Origin of the sequence: Clavibacter lycopersici (genome assembly GCF_003576405.1) — a bacterium.
Taxonomy (GTDB): domain Bacteria; phylum Actinomycetota; class Actinomycetes; order Actinomycetales; family Microbacteriaceae; genus Clavibacter; species Clavibacter lycopersici.
In genome coordinates this window covers 1-11726 of record NZ_QWGT01000072.1, presented here as the reverse complement: position 1 = coordinate 11726, position 11726 = coordinate 1, and the positions used below count along the sequence as shown (strand labels likewise).

Here is an 11726-nt window from a genome sequence, read left to right as displayed (position 1 = left end):
CGGCGCGGCGCGGGCCGACGCGGCCCCGGATCCCGCCCTCCTCGCGGTCGAGGGGGCCGTGGTCGACGAGGTCGACGCCGGGCCAGGTGCCGGGATCCGCCGGGCCTACCTCGCGCTCCTCGGCGCGGGGATCTGCGCGCAGCTGCTGCTCAACGCCGGGCCGGTCGTCATCGCGGCGCTCGACCGCACGGTCGGCACGGCCGGCGCGTTCCAGGCCACCTTCAGCGTCGCCCGCGTCCCGCTCTTCATGCTCGTGCCGCTGCAGGGGCTCATCGTCCCGCCGCTCGTCGCGTACGTCCGCCGCGGGGAGACCGCGGCCCTCATCCGCCGGATGTCGCTCCTCGCGGCCGCCATCGCCGGCGTCGGCGTCGTCGCGGGCGTCGTCGCCGCGCTCGCGGGGCCCTGGGTGATCACGCTGGTGTTCGGCACCGGGCGCTCTCTGCCGGCGCTCGACGTCGGGATCCTCGTGCTCGGCGTCTTCGCGCACGTCGGCCTCGTGATCGGGACGCAGGCCCTCATCGCCACCGACCGGCACCGCGACTCGTCGCTCGCCTGGGTCATCGCCCTGGCGGCGGCCGCCGCGTCGACCGCTCTGCTCCAGGGCCCGCTCGGCTGGGCCACGGCCATCGCGGCCGGCTTCGGCGCCGGATCGCTCATCGGCTGGATCACGGCGCTGCTGCGGCTGCGCGCCGTGGGGACCCGGCAGGCCCGCATCGCGCGGGCGCACACGAACTGAAGGAGACCCCATGACCGACGTCGTCATCGCCCTCACCTACTACGCGCCCTACGTCAGCGGGCTGACGAACGTGGCACGCGACGTCGCGGAGGGCCTCGTCGAGCGCGGCCACCGCGTCACGGTGGTCACCACGCGGCACGACGCCGCGCTCCCCGTCGAGGAGACGATCGCCGGCGTCCGGGTGGTGCGCACGCCCGTCGTGCTCCAGCTCGGCAAGGGGGTCATCAGCCCGGCGTTCATCCCCACCGTGCTCCGCGAGGCGCGGCACGCGGACGTCGTGAACATCCACGCGCCGATGGTCGAGGCGGGGCCGCTCGCGTGGCGCGCGGCGCGGATCACACGGGTCGTCACCACGTACCACTGCGACGTGGACCTGCCGAGCGGCCTGGTGAACGCCGTCCAGCGCACCGTCATGGACCGCTCGAGCGTGCTCGCCGCGCACAGCTCCACGCGCGTGGTCGTCACGAGCGACGACTACGCCGACCACTCGCGCATCGCCTCCGCCCTCGTGCGCGGCCGTGCCGTCATCGCGCCCGGCTGCCACGACCGCAGCGGCGGACGCCCGGCCTTCCGCGAGACCGACGGCCTGCACGTCGGCTTCCTCGGTCGCATCGTGGAGGAGAAGGGCATCGAGTACCTCGTCGAGGGCTTCTCGGCGCTCGACCGGCCCGACGCGCGCCTGATCATCGGCGGCGACTTCTCCAGGGTCGCCGGCGGCTCGGTCATCGACCGGGTGAAGGAGCGCATCGCAGGCGACGACCGGATCCGCCTGCTGGGCTTCGTCGCGGACGAGGACGTCCCCGACCTCTACGCCTCCGTGGACGCCTTCGCGCTCACCTCGGTCAACGCGTTCGAGGCGTTCGGCATCGTGCAGGTCGAGGCCATGATCGCGGGGGTCCCGGCCATCGCGTCCGACCTGCCCGGCGTCCGCCAGCCCGTGCGGACGACCGGGTTCGGCGTGGTCGTCCCGCCGCGCGACTCCGCCGCCATCACCCGCGCCCTCGAGGACATCGCCGACCGGACGGACGACGTCCCCGCGATGGCCGCGCGGGCGGAGGAGCTCTACGGGGTCGAGACCGCCACGCGCGCGTACGAGGAGCTGTTCGCCTCGGTCGCGCGCTGAGCCGGGCGCCCGGGCGTAGGGCGCTCGTGCCCCGGTGGATCAGACCACGCCGGGCTGCACGTACAGGCCGATGACGAGGATCACGAGCCACACGCCCGCGAGCACCTGCAGCATGCGGTCGCCGAGCGCGATCTCCTCGGGCGCCTGCGCGTCCCCGCGGTCGATGTGCTGGCTGTAGCGCAGCACCGCGAGCACGAACGGCGCCACCGAGATGGAGAGCCACAGGTTCCGCAGGTCGGTGAAGAGCTCGAACGCCCAGAGGCTGTAGCCGAGGATGAGGATCGTCGCGGCGGAGTGCCAGATGAAGCCGAGGTACCCGAGCGTGTAGCCCTTGAGCGATCCGCGGACGTCGCCCTGGAGGTCGGGGTTGCTGGCGAGCTCGCCGTAGCGCTTGCCGGAGACCATGAGGAGCGACCCGAAGACGGCGACGAGCAGGAACCACTGGCTGAGCACGACGCCCGTGGCCGCGCCGCCGGCGATGGCGCGCAGCAGGAAGCCGGACGAGACGACGGCGATGTCGAGGATGGTGATGTGCTTGAGCCAGATGCAGTACGCGATCTGCACGAGCTCGTAGCAGAGGACCACCGCGGCCAGCTCGACGCCGCCGGCGAGGGCGACGCCCAGGCCGCCGAGGAGGAGCACGACGGCGACCACGACCGCGACCGGCACCGGGACGACGCCGGCGGCGATGGGCCGCGACCTCTTCCGCGGGTGCGCGCGGTCGGCCTCGACGTCGAGGGTGTCGTTGAGGAAGTAGATGCCGGACGCGGCGAGGCAGAAGGCGACGAAGGCGAGGACCGCGCGGACCAGCGACGGCTCGAAGAGCGCGCCGGCGGCGACGGGGGCGGCGAACACCAGCACGTTCTTCATCCACTGGCGGACGCGCGCGGTGCGGATGACTCCGCCGATGACCGACGTGCTGCTGCCGACGGTCGTGCCGGGGACGAGGTCTGGTTCGCTGATGGTGGTCCTCCTGGTCGGGCGATCAGAGTCACCGTAGCCGGTCGGCGGGCCCGGTGCCGAACCGGCGGGCCGGGCCGGCGGGACCGCCCCGGGGTCCGCCGAGCGGTCGAGCGGATAGGGTCGTCGGGTGCAGATCCGACGGAACCCCCTCCTGTGACGGCAGCCAGGATCCACCTCGTGCGACACGGCGAGGTCGACAACCCCGACGGCATCCTCTACGGCCGCCTCCCCGGGTTCGGCCTCACCGCCCTCGGCCGCCGCATGGCCCAGGCCGCCGCGGAGCGCGTCGTGGCGGAGGGCCGCGACGTCGGCCTCCTCCGCACGTCGCCGCTGCAGCGCGCGCTCGAGTCGACCGCTCCCCTGGAGGCGGCGCTCGGCCTCGACCCCGAGCAGCGTCATGGCCTCATCGAGGCGTCCAGCAGGCTCGAGGGCGGCCGCTTCGACGTGAGCCTGAGCATCCTCGCCAAGCCCGCCGCGTGGCGGTACCTGGTGAACCCGCTCCGGCCCAGCTGGGGGGAGCCCTTCACGCAGGTCGCCGCGCGCATGCGGGCCGAGCTGGCCGCCGCGGCGGCGGACGCGCCCGACGGCACCGACGCGATCCTCGTCGGCCACCAGCTGCCCATCTGGATGGCGCACCGCAGCGTCACGGGGAAGCCGCTCTTCCACGACCCGCGCAAGCGCCGGTGCGCGCTGTCGAGCATCACCTCGTTCGAGCCCACGGCGGACGGGTTCCGCGAGGTCGGCTACTGGGCGCCGTCGCCTGGGCTGCTGGCCGCCTCCACGGACACCGGCGCGGTCTGACCGCGCGGTCGGGCTCCTCCGCCGCGACTACGACGTCGTCGCCGGGTCCGGCTGCGGGAGGCCGTGCCGCCAGCTGCGGCCCTGCGCGGCCTTGACGGCGCAGATCACGAGCAGGACCCAGCCCCACTCCACGATGGTGACGCTCTCCGCGAGCGACGCGACCACCAGCACGACGAGCACGAGGGCCGTCCACACGTAGCCGACGCCGCGCTTGGTGGTGGCCAGCACCCAGGACCGTCCGAGCGCCAGGGCGCAGAACGCGGCGAACAGCGCGAGCCCGACGAGCCCGGCCTGGAGGTAGAGGTCGAGGTACGCGTTCCGGCCGGTCTCCTGCGCGCCGCGGCTCACCAGGTCGAGCGCCGTGTACGGGTACGCGTCCCGGCGCCAGAAGCCCACGAAGCCCCAGCCCTCGATCGTGTTGAGGTCGATGAGGCGCAGCATCTCGCGCCAGAGGGCGACGCGCTGGAGGTAGTCGGGCCGCGCCTGCAGCACCTGCAGCACGGGGGAGCGGAACGCCACGACCAGCACGGCCGCGACGGCGGCGAGCACGAGGACCGCGCTGTTCGCCAGCGGGCGCGCCTGCCGCGCGAGATGGCGGAGGCCGAGCAGCGCGAGGGCCGCGACGGCGAGCACGAGGAACGTCCCGAGGATCACGGACGACCGCGTGAGCGACGCCACGAGGACCGCGACCACCAGGGAGAAGACGCCGCGGCCGCGCGAGACGGACCGGGTCATGAGCTCGACCGCGAACGTCACGGCGGCGACGAGGGCCACGATCCCCAGGGCGTTCCGCTCGCCGAGCAGCCCCTGGATCGGGCCGAGGCGCTCGAGCGCGCCGCGGATGCCGAGGAACGGGATGGGGCCGTCGATGAGCAGGCCCGCGAGCACCTCGAGGGCGAGGGACGACACCAGCACGAGGCGCAGCACGTCCCCGGCCGCGCGCACGATCTGGATGAGGTCGCGGACGACGCCCACGTAGACGGCGAGGAACGCGGACGCCGCGAGGTACAGCACGCCGCCGACCGCGTCCGGCTGGTACGCCGTCCAGAGCAGCGTCGCCGCGCACCAGCCCACGAGGACCAGCAGGGAGATGGGCAGGAGCCCCCGCCACTCCCAGTCGCCCCGCTTCGCCGCGAGGGATCCGGCGGCCATCGCCACCAGGGCGGTCAGGATCGCGACGAGCCCGGCCCAGCCCATCGTCGAGCGGATCGCGTGCGCCAGGACCGCCGTGCCGAGGATGCAGTGGGTGAGCGCGGCCGAGAAGCGCGCCGACCCCAGGAGGTCGGGCAGGCGCTCCGGGAGCGGCAGGCGGGTCGGGTGCGTCATGCGTCGAATATCACGGGCGGTCGGCGGAGCACCGGGCGGCCGCGCGGATCAGGCGACGCCGGGCTCGGCGGCGGAGGGCGCCGGGGCGGACACGACGGGTGCGGGTGCGGCGCCCGGCAGGGGCGACGGCGCGGCGGCGGCAGCACCCGACTCGGGCCGCACCGGCCGGCGACGCGAGTCGACCGGCCCCGGGACGTCCTCGCGGGCGACCATCCCGGACTTGGCGGCGACCGCGATGACGACGAGGAGGAGCCAGTTGCCCTCGTACAGCAGCCGGCTCTCGGCGAGGCTCTGGACGACCAGGGCCGTCATGAGCAGCAGCGGCGCGAGCGCGAGCGTCGAGTACGGCTCGACGCGGTCGCGGCGGTGCTGCGGTCGGTCGATCGCGGCCCACCAGGACCGCACGTAGGTGGTGACGACGAAGCAGACGAACACGAGCAGCCCGACGGCCCCCACCTGCAGCAGGACGTCGAGGTAGGCGTCGTGCGCCTGGAGGTAGGTGACGCCGCTGCGGACGGCGAGGCCCTCGAACGGGTGCACCCACGGCGCCCAGTACCCGATCCAGCCCCAGCCGACGACGGGGTGCTGCTGCGCGAGGCCGAGCACCGACTCCCAGATCTCGAACCGCCCCGTGAGGTCGGGCGAGCGGCCGAGGAGGTCGAAGACCTCGGCCGTGCGCGTGGCGACGACCACGGCGCCGGCCACGGCGGCCACGACGACGCCGCCCGCCAGCACGATGCGGCCGCGGATGCCGACGCGTCGGGCGATGAGCGCGAGCGCGGCCACGACGGCGGTCATGAGGAGCGCGACCAGGACCGTGGAGCTGCCGGTGAGGGCCAGGGTGAGGAGCGCCACGAGGATCCAGGCGCCCGCGTCGCGGCGGCGGACCGTGCGCGCCGCGTACTGCAGCGCGAAGACGATGAGGCCGAGCAGCGCCACCATGGCGAGCAGGTTCGCGTTGCCGACGACGCCCTGGATCCGCCCGCCGCTGAGCAGCTCGCCGCGGGTCCAGGCGAAGGCGGCCGGCGCGCGGGGCCCGTAGTCGGTGAAGAAGGGCATGACGGGCTGGCGCACGACGACAGCGACGAACAGCTCGAAGGCGAGCGACAGCCCGAGGATGATGCGGAAGGCACGGCCGAGCCCCTGCACGATCTCCGACCACGACAGCAGCACGACGAGCGTCACCGCCGCGATGGACGTCGACAGCTGGATGAGGACGCCGAGCGCCGACTCCGGCCGGTACTGGGACCACGCGATCGACAGCACCGCGATGCCGGTGAACGCCAGCAGCGGGATCGGCAGCACGCGCAGGCGCGGCAGGGGGCGGGACCGGACGAGCAGCGTGATGCAGGTGACCAGCACCGCCAGGGCGATGGCGCCGAAGCCCCACCAGCTGAGGCTGTCGCGCCACATGTCACCGGCGAACGTGGTGACGAGGACGAAGGTCGCGAAGCTCCTGAGGGCTCGGCGGCTGGCGGTGGGCATGCCCATCAGGGTATCCGGCCGCGAGCGCGCGTCCCGCCGCCTGAGGGGAGCGGGGTGCGATGCGGCTCCCGGGGCGGCCCGCCGCCCGCCCCGCTGTCCGTCAGACGAACGCCGCGTGCCCGGTGATGGCACGGCCGACGATGAGCGTGTTCATCTCGCGGGTGCCCTCGTAGGAGTAGATGGCCTCGGCGTCGGCGAAGAAGCGGGCGACGTCGTAGTCGAGGACGATGCCGTTGCCGCCGAAGGCCTCGCGGCACCACGCGACGGTCTCGCGCATCCGGCTCGTGGCGTACGCCTTCGCGAGGGCGGAGTGCTCGTCGGACTGCGTGCCGTCGTCGACCATCTCGGACGCGCGCGTCACCAGCCCGATCGACGCCGTGATGTTGCCGAGGCTGCGGACCAGGAGGTCCTGGATCAGCTGGTGGGCGCCGAGCGGCTTGCCGAACTGCCGGCGCTCGCCCGTGTACGCGACGGCGGCCTCGTAGGCGCCGACCGAGATCCCGATGGCGGCCCACGCCACCTCGGCGCGCGTGAGGCGGAGCACCTTGGCGGTGTCGGCGAACGAGCGCGAGTTCTGCAGCCGGTTCCGCTCGGGCACGATGACGCCGTCGAGCTCGATGTCCGCGTTCTGCACGATGCGCAGCGCCTGCTTGTCCTCGATCCGCGTGGCGCGGAAGCCGGGGGAGTCGTTGGGGACCAGGAAGCCCTTCACCTGGCCGTCGTCGGCGTCCTTCGCCCAGATGACGGTGACGTCGCTGATGGTGCCGTTGCCGATCCAGCGCTTGGATCCCGTGATGCTCCACTCGTCCCCGCGGCGCGTGGCCACTGTGCGCAGGCCCCGGGCGGAGTCGGATCCGGACAGCGGCTCGGTGAGGCCGAACGACCCGAGGATCTCGCCGGACGCGAACCGGGGCAGCCACTCGGCGCGCTGCTCGGGGGATCCGGCGACGGCGACGCTGCCCATCACGAGCCCGCTCTGCATGCCGACCACGGTCGCGATGCTCGCGTCTACGCGGCCGAGCTCGAGGGCCGCCCAGCCGCGGTAGACCGCGGAGTTCTCGAAGGGGCGGGTCTCGGCGAACGGCATGCCGAAGATGCCGCGCTCGGCGAGCCCGGCGACCACGTGCCGCGGGAACTCGGCCCGGGCCCAGAGGCCGTTGACATGGGGGCGGACCTCGGCCTCGAGGTAGGCGCGGAGGTCGGCGAGGGACTCCTTCTCCCGGTCGCCGAGCCGGGACTCGTAGCCGTAGAAGTCGCCGATGAGGGGGGTGAGTGACACGATGCTCCGTTGCGTTCCGTCGGCGCCCTCGGGGACGGGCGCCCGCGGCCGAGCCTAGGTCGGCGTCCCGGCGGCATCGTCATCGGTTGGTACTTTGGTCGCGTCCGGACAGGACGCGCCCCCTCGGGCGTTGTAGGTAGCCGCCAAGCCCGACAGGATCCGAAGTGTTCACCTCCCTCGCCAACACCCCGCGCGACTACGCGTGGGGGTCCCGCACCGCCATCGCCGAGCTCCTCGGCCGCGAGCCCTCCGGCGGTCCGGAGGCCGAGCTGTGGCTCGGGGCGCACGACGGCTCGCCGACCCGCGTCGTCGACCCGGCGTCCGCGGGCGGGGCGACGACGCTCTCCGAGTGGATCCGCACCGACCCCGGGACCACCCTCGGCCCGCTCGCCCACGGCCTCCGCCCGGGCGACGGACCCGGCCTCCCGTTCCTCCTCAAGGTCCTCGCCGCGGGCGGCCCGCTGTCGCTGCAGGCGCACCCCGACCTGCACCGCGCGCGCCGCGGCTTCCGCGACGAGGAGGAGCGCGGGATCCCGATCGACGCGCCGCACCGCAACTACAAGGACCCGCTGCACAAGCCCGAGCTCGTCTACGCGCTCAGCGACGAGTTCCACGCGCTCTGCGGCTTCCGGCCGCTCGGCGAGGTGCGGGACGTGTTCACGCTGCTGCTCACGCTCGACGCGTCGGGGCCCGACTCCGACCCGGGGGTCATCCGCACGGTGCTGTCGCGGCTGACCGGATCCGAGGCGGACGTGCTGCGCGACGTCTTCGCCTTCCTCATGGGCGGCGGATCCGAGGTGCGCCGCCTCGTCGACCGCGTCACGCTGCTCGCGAACCTCGCATCCGACCGGCAGTGCCGCCAGTTCTCGACCGAGATGCGCACGGTGCGCGAGCTCGCGGAGGCGTATCCGGGGGATCCCGGCATCGTCACCTCGCTCCTCCTCAACCGCGTGACGCTCCGCCGCGGCGAGGCGCTCTACCTGCCGGCGGGCAACATCCACGCGTACCTGCACGGCCTCGGGATCGAGCTCATGGCCGCGTCCGACAACGTGCTGCGCGGCGGCCTCACGCCCAAGCACGTGGACGTGCCCGAGCTCCTCGACGTGCTCGAGTTCCAGGCGCTGCCCGTGCCGTACCTCGCCCCGGAGCACGCGGCGCCCGGCGTCGAGCTGTACCGGCCGGACGTGCCCGACTTCCTGCTGGCGAGGATCTCCCCGGCCACGCGCGACGCGGCGGACGACGACGCGGGCGCGAGCGTCGTCGAGGTCGACGGGCCGGCGATCGTGCTCTGCACCGCGGGCGAGGTGACCCTCCGCGGCGAGGTCTCGGCCGTCGTGATCCGCCGCGGCGACGCCGTCTTCGTCACGCCCGACGAGGGACGGCTCGTCGTCACGGGCGAGGGCGAGGCGTTCCTCGCGACGACGCCCGCGCCCGCGACGGGCGACGCGGACGGCGACGACGCCGCGTGACCGGAGGGCGGACGCCCGTCGATAGGGTTGCCGCATGACATGGTTGGTCACCGGCGGCGCCGGCTACATCGGTTCGCACATCGTCTCCGCGTTCGCCCGCGCCGGCATCGACACGGTCGTCCTCGACGACCTCTCGAGCGGCCACGCGTCCTTCGTGCCCGAGGGCGTGCCCTTCCACCGGGGATCCGTGCTGGACCGCGAGCTGCTCGCGAGCATCCTCGGCTCGGGCGACATCCGCGGCGTCGTCCATGTCGCCGGCTTCAAGTACGCCGGGGTCTCCGTCCAGCGGCCCCTCCACACGTACGAGCAGAACGTGACGGCCACGGCCGTGCTGCTCGAGGAGATGCAGCGCGCGGGCGTCGACAGCATCGTGTTCTCCTCCTCCGCCGCCGTGTACGGGACGCCCGACGTCGACCTGGTCGACGAGCGCACGCCGAAGTCGCCCGAGTCCCCGTACGGCGAGTCGAAGCTCATCGGCGAGTGGCTCCTCCGCGATCAGGGCATCGCGGCGGGCCTCCGCCACGCCTCGCTCCGCTACTTCAACGTCGTGGGATCCGGCGAGGAGGGCTACTTCGACACCAGCCCCCACAACCTCTTCCCGCTCGTGTTCGACGCGCTGCTCGCGGGCCGCACGCCGAGCATCTACGGCGGGGACTACCCGACGCCCGACGGGACGTGCGTCCGCGACTACATCCACGTGGTCGACCTCGCGGCATCGCACGTCGCGGCGGCGCGGCGCCTCGAGGCGGGCGAGCCCGTGGAGCCCGTGTACTGCCTCGGCAGCGGGGCGGGCGTGAGCGTCCGGGAGATCATGACGGCCATCGCGGACGCCACGGGCATCGCGTTCGAGCCGGAGGTGCGCGACCGCCGACCCGGCGACCCGGCGCGCATCGTGGCGTCCGGGGAGCTCGCCGAGCGCGACATCGACTGGGCGATGCGCCACACCCTGGACGACATGGTCACGAGCGCCTGGCGGGCCCGGCAGGCCGGCGCCGCGGCCTAGCGCCGAGGGCGAGCGGCGGCGCGTCGCAACCCTCGAGGGGCGGCTGAGGGTTTACCCTCCGCGGCTTGACGCGAGCGAGTTACACCGGTGTAATTATGACGATGAGCTGGGGCCGGCCGGGTGCCCCTTGCCGCGTGGGGAGATCGTGACATGGCACTACCTGAGTACCACGCCGGAGTCCCTGACGACTGGTTCGTCGACCCCGTCCGACTCGGGGTCCCCGGCGTCCGCAGCGTCGACGACGCCAACCCGCTGGCCTGGCAGGCCGACTCGCTCTGCGCGCAGACCGACCCCGAGGCGTTCTTCCCCGAGAAGGGCGGCTCCACCCGCGACGCCAAGAAGATCTGCGGCTCGTGCGAGGTGCGCAGCGAATGCCTCGAGTACGCGCTGGAGAACGACGAGCGCTTCGGCATCTGGGGCGGGCTCTCCGAGCGCGAGCGACGCAAGCTCCGCAAGCGCGCGGTCTGACCCGGCCGACCGCGCCCCCGAGGCGCGGGCTCCCCGGCGCGCCGTCCGGCTGCGGCGGATCCCCACCACGCACCACGTAGGGTCTCCCCTGTCATGCAGCCACGAGTAACCGCGATCCTCGTCGCCCACGAGGGCGCGCAGTTCCTCGACCGGACCCTCCAGGCGCTCGCCGCGCAGACCCGGCGGCCCGACCAGGTGGTCGCGGTCGACCTCGGCTCCCGCGACGGATCCGCCGCCCTCCTCGCCGCGTCCGATCCGACCCGCATGGTGCAGGCTCCCGCGCGGATGACCTTCGGGCAGGCCGTCGACCAGGCCGTCCGCGTGATCCCCGCGCCCGAGGGCGACCACGAGCTGCTCTGGCTGCTGTCCGCCGACAACGCGCCGGCGCCCGACGCGCTCGAGCGCCTGCTGGCCGCCGTCGAGGCGTCGCCGAGCGTCGCCGTCGCCGGCCCGAAGACCATGGAGTGGGACCACCCCGGCTACATCCACGAGCTCGGGAGCACGATCACCACGCTCGGCGCGTCCGTGCCGGTCGTCGACGTCGAGCTCGACCAGGCGCAGTACGACGACATGAGCGACGTGCTCGGCGTCGCCGCGGGAGGCATGCTCGTGCGCCACCGCCTGTGGGACGAGCTCGGCGGGTTCGACGACGCGCTGCCCGTCATCGACGACGCGCTCGACCTCTGCGTCCGCGCCCGGCTCGCCGGCCACCGCGTCGTGGTCGTCCCCGCCGCGCGCGTCGCCTCCGCGGGCGACGCCGCCCCCGGCACCGCCTTCCTCGGGAAGCGCACGCCGCGCCGCCGTCGCCGCCGCCTGCGTCGGCAGGCCCAGCTGCACCGCCGCCTCGCCTACGCGCCGCCGGCCGCCGTCCCGTTCCACTGGCTCTCGCTGGTCCCGCTCGCGATCCTGCGCGCCCTGCTGCAGATGCTCCGCAAGCGGCCGACCGCCGCTCCCGGGGAGATCGGGGCCGCCGTGCGCGTCGCCGTCGCCCCGGGACGTATCCGCGCCAGCCGCCGCCGTCCGGGCGGCGCCGTGGTCGAGCATCGCGTCCCTGCGCCAGCCGCTCGCGGTCG

The 11726-nt window shown here is 74.0% G+C and carries 11 protein-coding genes; 7 read left to right on the top strand and 4 right to left on the bottom strand.

Going from position 1 to position 11726, the window contains the following annotated elements:
- The coding region (locus DZG00_RS16985) for a hypothetical protein (protein WP_158587795.1) at positions 1 to 736 on the top strand (736 nt) is incomplete at its 5' end.
- A gap of 10 nt (positions 737 to 746) precedes the next feature.
- Positions 747 to 1859: a glycosyltransferase family 4 protein gene (locus DZG00_RS06950; RefSeq protein ID WP_119382265.1), complete on the top strand. Its 1113-nt coding sequence runs from the start codon at positions 747 to 749 to the stop codon at positions 1857 to 1859.
- Between the two features lie 39 nt (positions 1860 to 1898).
- On the opposite strand, the gene DZG00_RS06945 is transcribed toward DZG00_RS06950, so the two are convergent.
- Entirely contained in the window at positions 1899 to 2822 is a 924-nt protein-coding gene (locus tag DZG00_RS06945; protein WP_119382268.1) for a decaprenyl-phosphate phosphoribosyltransferase, read from the bottom strand.
- 177 nt (positions 2823 to 2999) lie between these two features.
- Here DZG00_RS06945 and DZG00_RS06940 point away from each other — a divergent pair, with 177 nt between their 5' ends.
- On the top strand, positions 3000 to 3623 hold the full coding sequence (locus DZG00_RS06940) for a histidine phosphatase family protein (protein WP_311135799.1): 624 nt from the start codon (positions 3000 to 3002) through the stop codon (positions 3621 to 3623).
- 27 nt (positions 3624 to 3650) lie between these two features.
- Here DZG00_RS06940 and DZG00_RS06935 read toward each other — a convergent pair whose 3' ends face one another.
- From DZG00_RS06935 to DZG00_RS06925, 3 genes are all read right to left on the bottom strand, one after another.
- Complete coding sequence (locus DZG00_RS06935; RefSeq protein WP_119382267.1) at positions 3651 to 4949, bottom strand: O-antigen ligase family protein; 1299 nt, start codon at positions 4947 to 4949, stop codon at positions 3651 to 3653.
- Between the two features lie 48 nt (positions 4950 to 4997).
- Positions 4998 to 6434, bottom strand: a complete 1437-nt coding sequence (locus DZG00_RS06930; protein ID WP_233550092.1) for an O-antigen ligase family protein — start codon at positions 6432 to 6434, stop codon at positions 4998 to 5000.
- A 100-nt stretch (positions 6435 to 6534) separates the two neighbouring features.
- The gene (locus tag DZG00_RS06925; RefSeq protein WP_119382258.1) at positions 6535 to 7713 is read right to left on the bottom strand and encodes an acyl-CoA dehydrogenase family protein; all 1179 of its coding nucleotides are present in this window, start codon (positions 7711 to 7713) and stop codon (positions 6535 to 6537) included.
- A 164-nt stretch (positions 7714 to 7877) separates the two neighbouring features.
- On the opposite strand from DZG00_RS06925, the gene manA reads away from it, so the two are divergent.
- From manA to DZG00_RS06905, 4 genes are all read left to right on the top strand, one after another.
- Positions 7878 to 9182: a mannose-6-phosphate isomerase, class I gene (manA, locus tag DZG00_RS06920; RefSeq protein ID WP_119382257.1), complete on the top strand. Its 1305-nt coding sequence runs from the start codon at positions 7878 to 7880 to the stop codon at positions 9180 to 9182.
- 34 nt (positions 9183 to 9216) lie between these two features.
- The gene (gene galE / locus DZG00_RS06915) at positions 9217 to 10185 is read left to right on the top strand and encodes a UDP-glucose 4-epimerase GalE (protein ID WP_119382256.1); all 969 of its coding nucleotides are present in this window, start codon (positions 9217 to 9219) and stop codon (positions 10183 to 10185) included.
- Positions 10186 to 10335: 150 nt separating this feature from the next.
- On the top strand, positions 10336 to 10653 hold the full coding sequence (locus DZG00_RS06910; protein WP_119382255.1) for a WhiB family transcriptional regulator: 318 nt from the start codon (positions 10336 to 10338) through the stop codon (positions 10651 to 10653).
- Between the two features lie 93 nt (positions 10654 to 10746).
- A partial coding sequence (locus DZG00_RS06905) for a glycosyltransferase family 2 protein (RefSeq protein WP_233550091.1) occupies positions 10747 to 11726 on the top strand: 980 nt, incomplete at its 3' end.